Genomic DNA, 16652 nt, shown 5'->3' on the forward strand with positions numbered 1-16652 from the left:
TCACGGGTGCTGGAAGTCGATCACCAGCCGCTGGGGGTCGTGCAGCTTGAAGACGCGGTAGGGCGCCCGGTGGGTCAGGGCGAAGCCGAAGCTGACGTAGCCCTCGAAGTCGCCGGTGAACGCCAGGGCCTTGAGGGTCTCGAAGTGCGGCCGGGCGATGGCGGGGCCGTCGTAGACGTCGTTGCCGTCGTTGTCGTGGGCCTGCGCGGGCGTCAGGACCAGGTGGATCCCCGAGCGGCCCTTGATCGGGACCGGGGCGCCGGAGCCGTCGTAGTGGAAGGTCTTGCCGTAGCGGGCGTGCCCGCCGGGGATGGCGCCGGCGATCTCGATGACGACCCGGTCGAAGGTGTCGTGGTGGGCGTAGCGGAGGTCGACGACCCGGGGCGACTTCGCGTCGGGGTTGGTCCAGGTCGTGGAGTGGTCGACCCAGTCGGGCAGCGCCGACGCGGGGGCCGGCATGCTGCCGGCGACCAGGGCCAGCGCGGGGAGCAGGGTGGCGAGGATGCGTCGTACGTTCCGTGCGGTCGACATGGGGGCCTCCAGGGGTTGCGTTCCTGGTAGTGGGACGCGCCAGGGACCCGGCCGGTTGACGTGGGGCCTCAGCTGGGAGTGACCCGCAGGATCGCGTCGTTCCCGTCGCCGTTGTCGGTGGTGATCAGCAGGTCGCCGTTGGGCGCCTCGGTGACCGAGCGGAGCCGGCCGTTGTGGGTGAGCGCGTCGGGGGTGCGGGTGCGCACGAGCTTGCCGCTGGCGTCGAAGGTCATGAAGACGATGCGGGTCGACTTGAGCACCGCCACGGCGAGGGTGCCGTTGAGGACGCCCCACTTCTTGCCGTAGACGAACGAGCCGCCGCTGGTGGCCAGGGTCGGGTCGCCCGAGCTCCACCTGGCCTCGATCTGCTTGCCGGGCAGCGACTGGTCGGTCATCGGGACGTCCTCGTTGTAGCCGGGGACGGGGTTGTAGCCGTAGTCGCCGCCGTTGACGAGCTTGTTGACCTCGTCGTCGCGGTAGGTGCCCTGCTCGACGTTCCACAGCGAGCCGTCGCGGCGCTCGGCCAGCCCCTGGACGTTGCGGTGGCCGTAGGTCTGGATGTAGCGCTGGCGCTTGTTGGCGGCGTGGACGAACGGGTTGGTCGGCCACGGGTCGCCGGTCTTGCGGTCCAGGCGCAGCGTCTTGCCGCCCAGGGAGTGCTTGTCCTCTGGGTTGGTGCCGACCGCCGCGTCGCCGGTGCCGACGAGCAGCGACCCGTTGCGGGTGATCATCACGCGGCAGCCGCCGTGGCGGCCCGAGCTCGTCGGGAAGCCGCCGATGAGCTTCTTGATCTTGGTGGCCCTGGTGGCGGCGTCGTTGAGGCGCCAGGCGATGACGCGTACGTCGTGGCCGCCTCCGCTGCGGAAGCCGCCCTGGCACAGGTAGAAGCGGCCGTTGCTTGCGAAGTCGGGGTCGATGGCCAGGCTCATCAGGCCGGTCTCGCCGGAGACCCAGACCTGGTCGCTGGGGAACTTCACGGTCCGGGTCTTGCCGTCCTGCCAGACCGACAGGGTGGCCCGGTCGCGCTGCGTGAACAGCAGCCGGCCCTGCCCGATGGACTGCACGTCCCACGGGTGGTCGAGCCCGGTGACCTGCTTGCGGACATGCAGGGTCGGGACGCTGCGGGCGGCAGCCCGGTCGTGCTTGAACTGGGTGAGCGCGATCTGGTCGAGCACCGACGGGGGCACCGGTGGCTGGAGCCCGCCCGGGCCACGGTTGGCCGCGGCCGGGGCCGCGGGGACCAGCAGGGCGAGGGCGAGGGCACCGAGAAGGATCCGCATGCCGTTCACCGTACGACGCTGTCGCGGCCTCGCGGGAGGGTCGATCTCGCTCACTGTTCCCCCCGAGCCGGAAGGGGAACGGTGATCTGTGGGACACGTGTGACTCGTGTCGACCGTTTTGCCGATCTGTTACCGAGCGGTGGACTAGGCGTTTCCCGGTTGTGTCCCCGGCGTGGGAATCGGCGTCCTAGCGTCTTCCTCATCACCGGGTCGCAGGGGACACACGAACCGGTGAACTGGTCGGGAGATGGGGGGCTTCGAGCCCCTCACTCTGGGAGAAGGCGGCCCCTGCCGCGCGCTCCGCACCACGACTGGGAACATCGCCCGCTCGGCGACTGGGGGGACAGGCCGAGCGGGCTCTCCCATGTCCGGGGGCGTTCAGAAAGTGTGCTCGGGTCCGGGGAAGGTGCCGGCCTTCACGTCGGCCGCGTAGTCCTCGGCGGCCTGGCGGAGCACGCTGTGGAGATCGGCGTACTGCTTGACGAACTTCGCCATCCGCCCGGTGCGCAGGCCGAACGCGTCCTGCCAGACCAGCACCTGGCCGTCGCAGTCGACGCCGGCGCCGATGCCGATGGTGGGGATCCCGACCGACTTGGTGACCTCGCCGGCCACCTCGCCGGGCACCATCTCCATGACCACTGCGAAGGCGCCCGCGGCCTCGAGGGCCTGGGCCTCCTCGATGACGCGGGCGGCGGCGTCGCCGCGGCCCTGGACCCGGTAGCCGCCGAGGTTGTGCTCGGACTGCGGCGTGAAGCCGATGTGCGCCATCACCGGGATCCCGCCCTCGGTCATCTTGCGGACCTGCGGCACCATCGCCAGCCCGCCCTCGAGCTTCACGGCGTGGGCGTTGGCCTCCTTCATGAACCGCACCGCGGTCAGGTAGGCCTGCTCGGGCGAGGCCTGGTAGGAGCCGAACGGCAGGTCGGCGACCACGAGCGCCCGGCGCGCCGAGCGGGTGACGGCCCGCACCAGCGGGATCAGCTCGTCGACGGTCACCGGCAGTGAGGTCTCGTTGCCGTAGACGTTGTTGGAGGCGCTGTCGCCGACGAGGAGTACGTCGATCCCGGCCTCGTCGAAGGTCTGCGCGGCGTACTGCTCGTAGGCCGTCAGCATCGTGAACTTCTCGCCCCGCGCCTTCATCTCGCGGAGGTGGTGGGTGCGCACCCGCTTCACCGGCGCTGGGCCGGTGGGGGCGGCGGTCGGTCCCGTGCCGTAGGGCGCGGTCTCTTCAGTGCTCATCAACGAGCTCCCTCTCATCGTCATCTCGCGGCTCCCTGACGGAGTCCACGGACCGACTTCAGGCTAGTCCGATGCGGGGTGGCGCGTGGTTGTGGTGATGGTCACGGGTGTCACTGCTGCATGAACATCCAGCGATGACCTTCCGGGTCCTCCACGCGATAGAGGCGGCTGCCCTCGGGGCCGTGCTCGATCTCGGAGAGCAGGGGTCGCCCCTGCGTCCTTGGCCCGGTCGAAGTGGGCTGCGACGTCGTCGACGTACACCAGGACTCCGTCGATCACCCAGGGCGCCCGGGACCAGGCGGCGGCCCGGTCGCAATGGGAGCGGTGCAGCCGGGGTCCTTCGTAGTCGGGGGTGGGAGTCGCGATCATGATGCGGCCCCGGCCGGCCACCATCTCTCCGTGCGTGAGGACGCCGTCCTCGTTCAGCCATCGGGCCTCCTCGCGAAAGCCGAAGGCAGCCGCCAGCCAGTCCATCGCCTCCGGCCCGTCGCGGTAGGCAAGCATCGGTACGACGCCGTCAGGTCCGCCAGTCATCGCGAGTCTCCCTCCGTCGGTCCTCAGGGTGACAGGATCGCGTTCGTGTCCACCACCCCCACGGGAAGCAGCCCCGGGCTCCCCGTTGTCCGTGGTGCCGCGGCCTGGTTCGTGGGGTTCGTCCTCGGGTCGCTCGTGAACTTCGCCGGCGTCGCGGCGTTCCTCGCCGGGGCTGGGCTCTGGGTCTACTGGGTGCTGCTCGTCGTCGCCGTGATGGTGGGTGCCGCGGCGTGGATGTCGCGTCGCGCGCGGTGGTTCGGCGTCGGGCTGGTGACCGGGTGTCTCGCGGAGCTCGCGATCATGGTCTTCCTGGTGTTGATGTGGAGCCGCCTCGCCGGCAACGCGATTCAGTAGGTCGCTCTCTGGCGCCCGCGCCGCCCGCATGCGCGGGCGCTCGGAACGGTGAGCTGTGAACCGAATTCTGGCGGGCGGTGGCGGTGGCGGTGGGTCATCAACTGAAGCTCAGCGGTGGACGGTTGACAGGACACCGCTGGCCGGGGAACCGCGCCAGAAGCGGTTGACTGCTTACCGCTCTCGGGCCAGGGCCCGGTGATCGGCGCGCCCGGGCTGGGTCGCCTCACAGCTTCACCATGAGAAGTGGGTGAGTCTGCACTTCGCATGGTGAATTCACCGTGTGAAGTGACGCTTCGACCACTTCTCATGATGAAGCTGCGTTCACGTGGGGTCCCGCCACTCCGGACGGTCGAGCTCCTCGAGCAGCCCGCCGATCGCCACCTCGTCGCTGGCGCTGCCGGTGTGCGGCGCCTCGAACCACGCGGCGTACTGCGCGACCTCGTCGAGCCGCCACTCCAGGTCGAACATCTCGAGCATCGGGGGGTGGGCGCGCGCGAGGTCGGCGTGGCCGCTGTCGACGAGGGTCCGCAGGTCGCGCTCGCGGGGGGCGAGCTTGAGCGACTCCCAGTCGACGAGCACCAGCCCGTCGGCGGTGCGGATCATGTTGCGGGTGTGCGGTTCGCCGTGGGTGGGGACCCAGGGGAGGGTGCGGGCCTCGTCGGCGAGGCGATGGTACGTCGCCACCCAGCGCACGACGTCGTCCGCGTGCGAGCACAGGGCCGAGCGGGCCCGTTCGCCGAAGGGTCCGGTGTCCCACGGGTGATCGAGCCGGGCGAGGAGCGTCTCCGCGAAGTCGGCGAGGACGAGCGGCGCCCAGGCGGGGATGCCGGCCGGGGGATCGGCGGCGTGCAGGGCCGCGAGCTGGGCCGCCGACTCGCGGGCGTCCTCGGCGCAGGCCAGCGGTCCGGAACCGGCCACCTCGCCCTCGACCCACGGGGTCGCGCTCAGGGCGCCGTCGCCGAACGGCACCACCGACAGCGTCGGCACGACGAACGACAGCCCGGCGGAGGCCAGGGTCGCCGCTCCGGCGTACGCGGCCGAGAGCGAGGCGAAGGAGTGCCGCGCGCCGAGCGCGTCGAGGGTCACGAAGAGCAACGGCCCGCCCGAGGTGGACGCCACCCAGTGGTGCGCGCCGAAGCCGACGGCCAGGTGCGCCACGGCGTCGACCTCCGACGACCAGGTCGCCCGGACGGCCGCGAGCACGTCTGCCTCGGCGACGCCGGCCGGCGGCTCACGCACCGTAGTCCCGGGTGACGGTGGCGATCCGGACGCGGTAGGCGGCGTACCAGACGTGCTGCCCGCGCTCCTGCGCGACGAGGTGCTCGGCCACCTGCTTCCACGCGCGGGCGTCGCCCTCGGAGGCCCAGTAGGACACGGTGATCCCGAAGCCGTCGGGCTCACGCGCGGACTCGATGCCGAGGTAGCCCGGCTGCCTGGCCGCGAGCGCGTCCATCCGGTCGGCCATGTGTCCGTAGCCGTGGTCGCCCTCGGTGCGCAGCGACGTGAACACCACGGCGGTGTACGGCGGGTCCGGGGTGGACGCGATCGGCATGCACCGAACCCTAGGACGCGCTGGCGTGCGCCGCCTCGAGCTCGGCGATCACGATCTTGCGCTGGCCGAGCATCGCCTGCATCGCGGCCTGCCCCTTGACCGGGTCGGGGTCGGAGATCAGCTCGAACAGCCGGGTCGGGACGATCTGCCAGGAAAGCCCGAACTTGTCCTTGAGCCAGCCGCACATCGACTCCTCGCCGCCGGCGACGAGGTTCTCCCAGTAGTAGTCGACCTCGTCCTGGTCGTCGCAGGCGACGCTGAGGGAGATCGCCTCGGTGAAGGTGAACATCGGACCACCGTTGATGCCGCGGAACGCCAGCCCGTCCAGCACCCAGTCGGCCGCCATCACGGTGCCGGCCTCGCCCGGGCCGGCCTCGCCGTAGCGCTGGACGTTGCCGATCGAGGAGTTGGGGAAGATCTTGGTGTAGAAGTCCATCGCCTCCTCCAGGTTGTCGTCGAACCACAGGCAGGGGGTGATCGAGGTCGTGATCGGCATGACGGGCTCCTTCTCCGGTGGGTCCGAGTCTGGTCCCTCGGCTCTCACGGGTACAGACCCGTCGTCCCGCCGCGACTCATCGGGCCGTGGGAGACTCGCAGCGTGGACTTCTACTCCGCCTACGCCCACGGGTTCGCGCGCGTCGCCGCCTGCACGGTGCCGGTCGCGATCGCCGACCCGGCGGTCAATGCCCGCACGGTGCTGGAGCAGGCGCGGGCCTGCCACGACGACGGGGTCGCGGTGGCGGTCTTCCCCGAGCTCTCGCTGTGCGGGTACGCCGTGGACGACCTGTTGCTGCAGGACACCCTGCTCGAGGCGGTGCAGGAGGCGATCGCGGAGATCGTCGCCGAGTCCGAGGACCTGATGTCGGTGATCGTGGTCGGCGCCCCGCTGCTGCACGGCACCCGCGTGACCAACTGTGCGGTGGTGATCCACCGCGGCCGGGTGCTCGGCGTCAGCCCGAAGTCCTACCTGCCGACCTACCGAGAGTTCTACGAGCGCCGGCACTTCGCGCCCGGCGACGACCGCCGCGGCAGCACCATCCGCGTCGCCGGCGTGGACGCCCCCTACGGCCCCGACCTGATCTTCGCCGCCACCGACCTGCCCGGCCTGCGGCTGCACGTCGAGGTGTGCGAGGACATGTGGGTGCCGATCCCGCCGAGCAGCGAGGCCGCCCTGGCCGGCGCGACGGTGCTGGCCAACCTGTCCGGCAGCCCGATCACGGTGGCCCGCGCCGAGGACCGGCGGCTGCTGGTCCGCAGCGCGAGTGCACGGTGCTCCGCGGCGTACCTCTTCGCGGCCGCGGGCCAGGGCGAGTCGACGACCGACCTGTCGTGGGACGGCCAGACGATGGTCTACGAGTGCGGCGACCTGCTCGAGGAGTCCGAGCGGTTCCCCGAGGGCCCGCGGCGGTCGGTCGCCGACGTCGACCTCGACCGGATCCGGCAGGACCGGATCCGCCAGGGCACGTTCGACGACAACCGGCGCACCCACGACGCACGCATCCGCGAGTTCCGCACCGTCGACTTCGAGCTGGCCGCGCCCACCGGCGACATCGGGCTGAGGCGCAAGGTCGACCGCTTCCCCTTCGTCCCCGACGACCTCGACCGGCTGGCCCTGGACTGCTACGAGGCCTACAACATCCAGGTCTCCGGCCTCGAGCAGCGGCTCGCGGCCATCGGCCAGCCCAACGCCGTGATCGGCGTCAGCGGCGGCCTCGACTCGACCCACGCGCTGATCGTCGCGGCCAAGGCGATGGACCGGCTCGGCCGGCCGCGGTCGGACATCCTCGCCTACACCATGCCCGGCTTCGCGACCGGCGAGACGACGAAGTCCTACGCGACGCGGCTCGCGAAGTCGCTGGGCGTCAGCTTCGAGGAGCTCGACATCCGGCCGGCGGCGCGCCAGATGCTGGAGGACCTCGGCCACCCGTTCGCCGACGGCGAGCCGGCGTACGACGTGACGTTCGAGAACGTCCAGGCGGGGCTGCGCTACGACTACCTCTTCCGGCTCGCCAACCACCGCGGCGGCATCGTCGTCGGCACCGGCGACCTCTCGGAGCTCGCGCTGGGCTGGTGCACCTACGGCGTCGGCGACCAGATGTCCCACTACAACGTCAACGCGGGCGTGCCGAAGACCCTGATCCAGCACCTCATCCGCTGGGTGGGGGAGAGCGGCCAGTTCGACGACGACACCGCCGGGCTGCTCGAGGAGATCCTCCAGCAGGAGATCACCCCGGAGCTGATCCCGACCGAGGCCGGCAAGAAGCCGCAGGCCACCGAGGACACCGTGGGGCCCTACGCCCTGCAGGACTTCACGCTCTTCCACGTGCTGCGCCGGGGCTACCGGCCGAGCAAGATCGCCTTCCTGGCCTGGCACGCCTGGCACGAGGTCTACGACCTCGCCACGATCCGGCGGTGGCTCGTGGTGTTCACGAAGCGCTTCTTCGCCAGCCAGTTCAAGCGGTCGGCGCTGCCCAACGGCCCCAAGGTCACCGCGGGCGGCACGATGTCGCCGCGCGGTGACTGGCGGATGCCGTCGGACGCCGCGCCCGCCGCGTGGCTCGCCGAGATCGAGGCCAACGTCCCAGCTGGCGGGCCCGGCGAGTCCTGACGGCGGCTCAGTCGGTCGGCTTGTGGAAGGTCGTGGCGAGACGGGCGAGCGCGAGCGCGGCCACCATCAGGCCGAAGTCGCGCAGCGCGATGTCGTAGTACTCACCCTGGCTGACCAGGTTGACGACCAGTCCGGCGAACCACGCGGCAAGCACGTAGGCGCCGATCCGCGGCATCGTGAGGACGAGCAGGCCGGCGAGGATCTCGACGACCCCCACGCCGAGCATCATCTGGTGGGCCGAGCCCGGGACGATGTCGTTGATCCAGGGGGCGAGGTAGTCCTTCCAGTTGGCCAGGCCATCGAAGTACTTGTCGATCCCGACGACGATCGGCGCCACCGTGAACAGCGCCCACAGCATGACGAAGGCCTGACGTGCGGGTTCGATCCGGCCGATCGTGGCGAGGTCGTGGAACTCGCGCGAGATCTCCTGGGCGACGTCGTGGGTCCGGTCCCGGGCCGTGTGCATGATCGTCATGGTGACTCCTTTCTAAGAGATAGATATTCCTACGGTAGAGTCGTCCCACTGTTTCGTCCATAGACATGTCTGTTAGAAAGTGCCCCATGCCCGAGGAGAGCTTTTCCCGCCGCGTGACCAAGCTCGGGTCGCTCGCCGACCCGGTGCGCCGGGCGCTCTACCGCTTCGTCACCGAGCAGCCCGACGCGGTCAGCCGCGACCAGGCCGCCGACGGCGTGGACGTGCCCCGGCACACGGCCAAGCACCACCTCGACCGCCTGGTCGATGAGGGGTTGCTCGTCACGGAGTTCCGGCGGCTCACCGGACGCAGCGGGCCCGGCGCCGGCCGGCCCTCGAAGCTCTACCGTCGCGCCGAGGACGAGGTGGAGGTCAGCCTCCCGCACCGGCGCTACGACCTCGCCGGGGCGGTGCTCGCCGACGCCGTCGGACGCTCCCTGGCCGGGGAGCCGATCGCCGATGCCGTCCGTGCCGCCGCGCTGGAGGCGGGCAGCCGGGTCGCGGCCGAGGCGCCGCACCACGACCGCCGCGCCTCGGAGCTGGCGCGCGTGGGGGAGGTGCTCGCGCGGCACGGCTACGAGCCGCGGGTGAGCGACGAGCTCGTCCTGGCCAACTGCCCCTTCGACCGGATCGCCGCCGAGCACACCGAGGTCGTGTGCGGGATGAACCAGGCCTTCGTCGAGGGCGTCGTCGAGCGCCTGGGCTGTCACGGGCTGGAGGCCGCCCTCGATCCCGGCGACCCGTGGTGCTGCGTGAAGGTCCGGCCGCGCGCGGAGGCGTGAGGCCAGGAAAGAAAAGTCCGGACGGGCCGCAACAAAGCCGGCCGGGCGTGCGTCATTCCCAGCGACACCGGCAACGGCGCTCATCGGGAGCGCCGGGCCGGCCGCCCGAGGAGAACACCATGACCAGCACCCGGCCCCGCACCCGTCGTACCGCCGCCGTCCTCGCCACCACGGTGGCGGGCGTCGCCGCCAGCCTGAGCGGCTACGCCGCCGACGCGGCCCGCGCCGAGGCCGCGCCCGTGACGCCGCTGACGTCCGTGACGAGCGCCGCCGCGGCCGCCCAGACGACCACGCTGACCTTCTCGGTCCACGACTGCGACGGCTGCCAGATCCAGCCGCTGCAGTACCTGGCCGGACAGCAGAAGGCCTGGTCGGGCAAGAAGAAGACGGTCAAGGACGGCACCGTCTCGTGGACCTTCGCGACCAAGCACACCCACGGCATGAGCTTCTGGATCCGGGCTCCCTGGGAGGGCTCGGACGGCGACAGCACGGGCTTCGTCGCCAACATCGTGACCCGCTACGACCACGAGAAGGCGGGCTCGACCGTGACCCGCGACGACGTGCGCTCCAAGACCAAGGCGTCCGGTTGCTGGGCCGGCACCGACGCCACCGAGGTGACGATCCCGCTCGAGGTCCGCAAGGTCATGGTCGACGGCTACCAGGGCAAGACCCCCGGCACGCTCGCGTGGACCAAGGTCACCCAGGAGTGGTGGCGGCCGATCCTGAAGACCTACAAGGGGGTCCTCGGCTCGCAGGACTACATGCCCTGCAAGAAGCCCTGATCCAGACCTGATCCCGGACCTGGTCCCGCCCCGGCGGCCGTGCCCGCGAGTGCGGGCCGGCCGCCGCTAGGCTGCGGCCATGGGCAAGCAGGAAGACTTCGTACTCCGCGCTCTCGAGGAGCGGGACGTCCGGTTCGTCAGGTTGTGGTTCACCGACGTCCTGGGCTTCCTCAAGTCCGTGGCGGTGGCGCCGGCCGAGCTCGAGGGGGCCTTCGCCGAGGGCATCGGCTTCGACGGCTCGGCCATCGAGGGCTTCGCGCGCGTCTACGAGGCCGACATGCTGGCCAAGCCCGACCCGTCGACCTTCCAGATCCTGCCGTGGCGCGGCGAGGGCCCGTCGACGGCGCGGATGTTCTGCGACATCGTGATGCCCGACGGCTCGCCGTCGTACGCCGATCCCCGCTACGTGCTCAAGCGCACGCTCAGCAAGGCGGCCGAGAAGGGCTTCACCTTCTACACCCACCCCGAGATCGAGTTCTACCTCTTCAAGAACACCCCGACCGCCGGCGACGAGCCGGTGCCGGTGGACCGGTCGGGCTACTTCGACCACACCGCGCAGTCGATGGGCGCCGACTTCCGGCGCGAGGCGATCACGATGCTGGAGTCGATGGGCATCTCGGTGGAGTTCAGCCACCACGAGGGCGGCCCGGGCCAGCAGGAGATCGACCTGCGCTACGCCGACGCGCTGTCGACGGCCGACAACATCATGACCTTCCGCACCGTCATCCGTGAAGTGGCGCTGAGCCAGGGGATCTGGGCGACGTTCATGCCCAAGCCCTACACGACCCACCCCGGCTCGGGCATGCACACGCACGTCTCGCTCTTCGAGGGCGACCAGAACGCCTTCTTCGAGGCCGGCGCCGAGTACCAGCTCTCCAAGACCGGCCGTCAGTTCATCGCCGGCATCCTGCGGCACGCGCCCGAGATCAGCGTCGTGACCAACCAGTGGGTCAACTCCTACAAGCGGATGATGTTCGGCGGCGAGGCGCCGTCCTACATCTGCTGGGGACACAACAACCGCTCGGCGATGATCCGGGTGCCGATGTACAAGCCCAACAAGGGCCAGTCGACCCGCGTCGAGCTGCGCACCATCGATGCGGCCTGCAACCCCTACCTCGCGTACGCCGTGGTGCTGGCCGCCGGGATGAAGGGCATCGAGGAGGGCTACGACCTGCCGCGCGAGGCCGAGGACGACGTCTGGTCGCTCTCGGAGAAGGAGCGCAAGAGCCTCGGCATCTCGCCGCTGCCGCGGTCCCTGCACGACGCCATCGGGATCGCCGAGGAGTCCGAGCTGCTGGCCGAGACCCTGGGCGAGCACGTCTTCGACTTCTTCCTCCGCAACAAGCGTGCGGAGTGGGAGGAGTACCGCGGGCAGGTCTCCGCCTTCGAGCGGGACCGGATGCTGCCCGTCCTGTGACGACCCGGTCGGACCGCGACCTCCCGCCGCCCTACGACCGGGCGCGGGCCCGCCAGCTCCGGATGATGCTGTACGCCGTGCTCGCCTCGGCCACCGTGATGGTGATCCTCGCCATGGCGCTGCTGATCCACACCGGCGACGACGCCTCGACCGGTGTGGTGCTGCTCGTGGTGCTCGTCCCCGCCCTGGTCCTGCTCGGGCTGTCGGTCCGCACGCTGGCCCTGCTCGCCCTCGCGGACCGCCGCGTGAAGATGTGGGTGACGGCGAGCGGCACGGCCGCGACCCTCGACGGGCTGCTGCTCACCCGGGTCGGGGTCGGCTGGGTCCTGATCGTGGTCGGAGTGCTGCTGGTCCTGGTCGGCGCCCTGCCCGGACGCGACCCCGACACGGGCCGCACCTCCGGCTAGGTTGGCGGTCGTGAGCTCCCCGAAGATCTCCCCGCGGATCCTGGTGATCGAGCATGAGGACCAGTGCCCGCCCGCCCTCGTCGGCGACTGGCTCGCGGCCGCCGGCTGCGAGCTCGACGTGGTCCGCCCCTACGCCGGCGACGAGGTCCCGGCGCTGGAGGGCTACGACGCGTTCCTCGTCCTGGGCGGACCGATGGGGGCCAACGACGACGAGCGGCACGCCTGGCTGCCGGTCGTGAAGGAGCGGGTGCGGACGGCGGTCGCCTCCGACCTGCCCACCCTCGGGATCTGCCTGGGCCACCAGCTCATCGCCGTCGCCCTCGGCGGCACCGTCGGGCCCAACCCGCTCGGCCAGCAGGTCGGCCTGCTCGGGGTCGCCTGGACCGACGCGGCGGCGTCCGACCCGCTGCTCGGCCCCGTCGCGACACCCCGTCGCGGGGTCCAGTGGAACGACGACGTGGTCACGGCGCTGCCCGACGGCGCCACGCTGCTGGCCGCGACCGGCCGGGGCGAGGTGCAGGCCGTCCGCTACGCCGCCACGGTGTGGGGCGTGCAGGTGCACCCCGAGGTCGACGTCTCGGTGCTGAAGCCGTGGGCCGACTCCGACAAGGGCTCCCACGAGGCGCGCGGCATCGACCAGGAGGCGCTGCTGCGCGACATCGACGCGGCCCGGGCCGAGCTCGACGACGCCTGGCGCCCGCTGGCCGACGGCTTCGCGCGGTTGGCCGCGGCCCCTCGATGAGCCGGGCCACCACCGGCAAGGGCACGCTCCTGCGCCTGGGCTTCCTCGACGCCGACGGGGCGCTCGACAACCTCGCCGCGCTGGGGCCGGCCGGTGACCCGCTGCTCGCACTGCTGTCCCGGACCGCCGACCCCGACCAGGCCCTGGCCGCGCTGGTCCGGGTCGCCGAGGCGGCCGAGGACCGGGACGAGCTGCTGGCTGCGCTGGTCGACGACGAGGGCACGGCCATGCGGCTGCTCTGCGTGCTCGGCGCCAGCGAGGCGCTCGGCGACCACCTCGTCCGGCACCCGGGTCACTGGCACGAGCTGACCGATCCGCTGCTCGGGTCGACCCGCCCGGCGGCGTACGCCGTGAGGGAGGGGCTGCTGCGCGTGGTCGGCGCCGACCCGCACGACCCCCGGCCGACCGCGACGGTCCCCGACGCCGCGGCGCTGGACGCGCTGCGCGTCGAGTACCGCCGGATCCTGCTGCGGCTGGCCTCCCGCGACCTGGCCCACCACCTCGGTCTCGACGACGCAGCCGCCGAGCTGTCCGACCTGGCCGCCGGCACCCTCGAGGCGGCCCTGTCGATCGCGCGGCAGCGGGTCGGGCCCGACGCGGCGTCCACGAGGCTGGCAGTCGTCGCGATGGGCAAGTGCGGCGGCCACGAGCTCAACTACGTCTCCGACGTCGACGTGATCTTCGCCTTCGAGCCCGTCGACGGCGCCGACGAGAGCATGGCCGCCCGGGCGGCCACGCAGCTCGCCAGCAACCTGATCCAGGTCTGCGGCGACCACACCGGCGAAGGCACCATCTGGCCGGTCGACGCGGCGCTGCGGCCCGAGGGCCGGTCCGGCCCGCTGGTGCGCACGATCGCCAGCCACCGCGGCTACTACGAGCGCTGGGCCAAGACGTGGGAGTTCCAGGCGCTGCTCAAGGCCCGGCCGGTCGCGGGGGACCTCGCGCTGGGTCGCGAGTACGTCGCCATGGTCTCGCCGCTGGTGTGGAGCGCGGCCGAGCGCCAGGGCTTCGTCGAGGACACGCAGGCGATGCGCCGCCGGGTCGTCGACCACATCCCGCCGCGTGAGGCGGACCGCCAGCTCAAGCTGGGCTCCGGCGGGCTGCGCGACGTGGAGTTCGCCGTCCAGCTGTTGCAGCTCGTGCACGGCCGCGCCGACGAGAAGCTCCGGGCCCAGGCGACCTTGAGCGCGCTGGCCGAGCTGACCCGGGGCGGCTACGTCGGCCGCGAGGACGGCGAGGCGCTGCACGAGGCCTACTCGTTCCTGCGGATGCTCGAGCACCGGATCCAGCTGGCCCAGCTGCGTCGTACGCACGTGGTGCCGACCGACGAGGGGGCGCTGCGCCGGCTCGGCCGGAGCATGGGCTTCCTCAAGGAGCCGGCCGCCAACCTCGACAAGACCTGGCAGCACCACCGCCGCGAGGTGCGTCGGCTGCACGAGAAGCTCTTCTACCGCCCGCTGCTGGCCGCGGTGGCGAAGATCCCCGGCCCCGAGGCGCGGCTCTCGCCCGAGGCCGCGGCCTCCCGCCTGGCCGCGCTCGGCTACGCCGACCCGAAGGCCGCGCTGCGCCACCTCGAGGCGTTGACCAGCGGCGTGACCCGGGCGGCGCGGATCCAGCGGGCGCTGCTGCCCGCGATGCTGGGGTGGATGGCCGACGCGCCCGACCCGGACGCCGGGCTCTTCGGCTTCCGGCGGATCAGCGAGTCGCTGGGGGACACGCCGTGGTACCTCAAGACGCTGCGCGACGAGGGCCAGGTGGCCGAGCGGCTCGCGAAGCTGCTGGCCACCTCGCGCTACGCCACCCGGCTGCTCGAGCGCGAGCCGCAGGGCGTGCGGATGCTGGGGGAGGACCTCGACCCGCTGCCCGCCGAGGCGCTCACCGAGGAGATGGTCGCCTCCAGCAGCCGGCAGCAGGAGCCCGAGAAGGCGGTCCGCGCGATCCGCGCGATCCGGCGCCGCGAGCTGTTCCGGATCGCGGCCGGCGACCTGCTCGGCCTCATCGACGTGGCCGACGTGGGCGCCGGCCTGTCCCGCCTCACCGACGCCACGCTCGAGGCCACGCTCGTCGTCACGATGCGAGCGGTGTGCGAGGCGCGGTCGCTGGACGCGCCGCCCACCCGGATCGCGGTGGTCGCGATGGGCCGCTACGGCGGCTTCGAGCTGTCCTACGGCTCGGACGCCGACGTGCTGTTCGTGCACGACCCCGAGCCGGGCGCCGACCCGCAGGTGGCGGCGTCGTACGCCCAGGCGGTGGCCAACGAGCTGCGCCGCCTGCTCTCGCTGCCCGGTGACGACCCGGCGCTGCTCGTCGACGCCGACCTCCGCCCCGAGGGCAAGCAGGGCGCGCTGGTGCGCACGCTCGAGTCCTACGCGGCGTACTACGCCAAATGGTCGAAGGTCTGGGAGGCCCAGGCGCTGCTGCGCGCCGACGCGGTGGTCGGCGACCCCGACCTTCGCCAGCGCTTCGAGGCGATGATCGACCCGCTGCGCTTCCCGGCCGAGGGGATCACCGAGGACGAGGTGGTCGAGGTACGCCGGATCAAGGCCCGGGTCGACCAGGAACGGTTGCCGCGGGGCGCCGACCCCACCACCCACCTCAAGCTCGGCCGCGGCGGGCTCGCCGACATCGAGTGGACCGTCCAGCTGCTGCAGATGCGGTACGCCGGCCGGGTGCCCGCCCTGCGCACCTCCCGCACCCTCGAGGCGCTGGCCGCGGCCGTCGAGGCCGAGCTGATCTCGGTCGAGGACGCCGAGGAGCTCGAGTACGGCTGGCGCACGGTCTCGCGGATCCGCAACGCCGTGACCCTGGTCCGCGGCAAGCCCGGGGACCACCTGCCCCGCGACCCGCGCGAGAAGGCGGCGGTGGCGGCCATGCTCGGCTACGCGCCCGGCGCCTCGGACGAGATGGTCAACGACTACCTGCGGATCACCCGTCGCGCCCATGCCGTCGTGGACCGCATCTTCTGGGGCTGACGGTCAATCGAGTGACCTGAGCCAGGTCACCAGCCCCGCGAAGTAGACGTCGGCGTCGTCGACCATCGCGAGGTGCGATCCGTCGGGACAGTGGTGGTAGCTGCCCCGGGGCAGCTGCTCGGCCATCCACGCGAGGTGGCGCGGGTCCATCGTGTCGTGCTCGGCGCCGATGACCAGGGTCGGCACGTCGATCGAGGCGAGGTCGCCGCTCCGGTCCCAGTCGATGAGCTTCCCACTGGCGCCCAGCTCGGACGGACCCTGCAGCGGCACGTAGATGTCCTTGTTGATGTTCCCGAGGCCACGCACGACCGGCTCGGGCCACTCCTCGACGGGCATCCGGCAGACGTGGTGGACGTAGTGGTGCTCCATGAGCAGCGCGTCGTACGACGGGTCGCCGGTCTGGCCGGTCGCCTCGAGCCGCTTGATCTCGGCGAGGACGTCGGGGTCCATCGTCGGCATGAGGACGTCTGTGGCGTAGGCGTTGTAGGCCGGGATGCTGCTCATCATGTTGGAGACCACCAGCCCGCGCAGGGCGTCGGGGTGGGCCAGGGCGTACTCCAGCGCGAGGATCCCGCCCCAGCTCTGGCCGTAGAGGACGAAGCTCGAGGCGTCGAGGCCGAGGGCGAGGCGCACCTGCTCGACCTCGTCGACGAACCGGTCGATCTCCCACAGCGAGGGATCCCCGGGGCGGTCGCTGTGTCCGGACCCGAGCTGGTCGTAGTGGTAGAACTCGATGCCCTCCTGGGGCAGGTAGCCCTCGAACGACTCGAGGTACTCGTGGGTGGCCCCGGGGCCACCGTGGAGCAGCAGCACCCGGAGCGTCGGGTTGGTGCCGAAGCGCTTGGTCCAGACGCGGTGGTCGCCGGACGGGGTCGTCACCGGGATCATCCGGACGCCGCCTGCGATGCGGTCCGCACGGCCCGTGTTGTCGAGGTAGCTCGCAAGATCGGTCGTCACGCCCGGCAGCCTGCCACGGCGGC

16 protein-coding genes are annotated in these 16652 nt (G+C 71.7%); 8 read left to right on the forward strand and 8 right to left on the reverse strand.

The features are described 5' to 3' along the window. The 3 genes from EJF31_RS02630 to panB all read right to left on the reverse strand — a co-directional run bounded on the left by EJF31_RS02630 (position 1) and on the right by panB (position 3050). Complete coding sequence (locus EJF31_RS02630; RefSeq protein ID WP_125035531.1) at positions 1-531, reverse strand: hypothetical protein; 531 nt, start codon at positions 529-531, stop codon at positions 1-3. Positions 532-599: 68 nt separating this feature from the next. Then, on the reverse strand, positions 600-1811 hold the full coding sequence (locus tag EJF31_RS02635) for a PQQ-dependent sugar dehydrogenase (RefSeq protein WP_125035532.1): 1212 nt from the start codon (positions 1809-1811) through the stop codon (positions 600-602). A gap of 378 nt (positions 1812-2189) precedes the next feature. Further along, positions 2190-3050, reverse strand: a complete 861-nt coding sequence (gene panB, locus EJF31_RS02640) for a 3-methyl-2-oxobutanoate hydroxymethyltransferase (protein WP_185736109.1) — start codon at positions 3048-3050, stop codon at positions 2190-2192. Positions 3051-3629: 579 nt separating this feature from the next. Between panB and EJF31_RS02645 the strand changes: the two genes are divergently transcribed. Then, positions 3630-3938 carry a hypothetical protein gene (locus tag EJF31_RS02645; RefSeq protein WP_125035533.1) on the forward strand — a complete coding sequence of 103 codons (309 nt, stop codon included), beginning with the start codon at positions 3630-3632 and terminating at the stop codon, positions 3936-3938. Between the two features lie 321 nt (positions 3939-4259). On the opposite strand, the gene EJF31_RS02650 is transcribed toward EJF31_RS02645, so the two are convergent. Genes EJF31_RS02650 through EJF31_RS02660 form a run of 3 tightly spaced genes read right to left on the reverse strand, consistent with a single transcriptional unit; the run spans position 4260 to position 5986 of the window. Continuing rightward, positions 4260-5177, reverse strand: coding sequence for a phosphotransferase family protein (locus EJF31_RS02650; protein WP_125035534.1), 918 nt, complete (start codon positions 5175-5177; stop codon positions 4260-4262). After that, positions 5170-5490 (reverse strand): antibiotic biosynthesis monooxygenase, encoded by a 321-nt coding sequence (locus EJF31_RS02655; protein WP_125035535.1) that lies wholly within the window; start codon positions 5488-5490, stop codon positions 5170-5172. Before EJF31_RS02655 ends, EJF31_RS02650 begins: the two co-directional genes overlap by 8 nt. Before the next feature lie 10 nt (positions 5491-5500). Beyond that, positions 5501-5986, reverse strand: coding sequence for a VOC family protein (locus EJF31_RS02660; RefSeq protein WP_125035536.1), 486 nt, complete (start codon positions 5984-5986; stop codon positions 5501-5503). A gap of 102 nt (positions 5987-6088) precedes the next feature. Between EJF31_RS02660 and EJF31_RS02665 the strand changes: the two genes are divergently transcribed. Then, entirely contained in the window at positions 6089-8098 is a 2010-nt protein-coding gene (locus EJF31_RS02665; protein ID WP_125035537.1) for an NAD(+) synthase, read from the forward strand. Positions 8099-8105: 7 nt separating this feature from the next. On the opposite strand, the gene EJF31_RS02670 is transcribed toward EJF31_RS02665, so the two are convergent. Then, positions 8106-8573: a hypothetical protein gene (locus EJF31_RS02670; protein WP_220481273.1), complete on the reverse strand. Its 468-nt coding sequence runs from the start codon at positions 8571-8573 to the stop codon at positions 8106-8108. Positions 8574-8659: 86 nt separating this feature from the next. Here EJF31_RS02670 and EJF31_RS02675 point away from each other — a divergent pair, with 86 nt between their 5' ends. From EJF31_RS02675 to EJF31_RS02700, 6 genes are all read left to right on the forward strand, one after another. Next, positions 8660-9352 carry a metalloregulator ArsR/SmtB family transcription factor gene (locus EJF31_RS02675; RefSeq protein ID WP_125035538.1) on the forward strand — a complete coding sequence of 231 codons (693 nt, stop codon included), beginning with the start codon at positions 8660-8662 and terminating at the stop codon, positions 9350-9352. A gap of 119 nt (positions 9353-9471) precedes the next feature. Then, a complete protein-coding gene (locus EJF31_RS02680; RefSeq protein ID WP_125035539.1) occupies positions 9472-10134 on the forward strand; it encodes a hypothetical protein in 663 nt (220 codons plus the stop codon). A 79-nt stretch (positions 10135-10213) separates the two neighbouring features. Continuing rightward, a complete protein-coding gene (locus EJF31_RS02685) occupies positions 10214-11551 on the forward strand; it encodes a glutamine synthetase family protein (RefSeq protein ID WP_125035540.1) in 1338 nt (445 codons plus the stop codon). Further along, the gene (locus EJF31_RS02690; protein WP_125035541.1) at positions 11548-11958 is read left to right on the forward strand and encodes a hypothetical protein; all 411 of its coding nucleotides are present in this window, start codon (positions 11548-11550) and stop codon (positions 11956-11958) included. The genes EJF31_RS02685 and EJF31_RS02690 overlap by 4 nt, the downstream gene beginning before the upstream one ends. A gap of 10 nt (positions 11959-11968) precedes the next feature. Next, entirely contained in the window at positions 11969-12700 is a 732-nt protein-coding gene (locus EJF31_RS02695) for a type 1 glutamine amidotransferase (protein ID WP_185736110.1), read from the forward strand. Continuing rightward, complete coding sequence (locus tag EJF31_RS02700) at positions 12697-15672, forward strand: bifunctional [glutamine synthetase] adenylyltransferase/[glutamine synthetase]-adenylyl-L-tyrosine phosphorylase (RefSeq protein WP_125035543.1); 2976 nt, start codon at positions 12697-12699, stop codon at positions 15670-15672. The genes EJF31_RS02695 and EJF31_RS02700 overlap by 4 nt, the downstream gene beginning before the upstream one ends. A 3-nt stretch (positions 15673-15675) precedes the next feature. On the opposite strand, the gene EJF31_RS02705 is transcribed toward EJF31_RS02700, so the two are convergent. After that, positions 15676-16629, reverse strand: coding sequence for a proline iminopeptidase-family hydrolase (locus tag EJF31_RS02705; RefSeq protein WP_221767427.1), 954 nt, complete (start codon positions 16627-16629; stop codon positions 15676-15678). Positions 16630-16652: the final 23 nt, after the last annotated feature.

It is taken from the genome of Nocardioides sp. LS1 (assembly GCF_003865225.1).
Taxonomy (GTDB): domain Bacteria; phylum Actinomycetota; class Actinomycetes; order Propionibacteriales; family Nocardioidaceae; genus Nocardioides; species Nocardioides ginsengisegetis.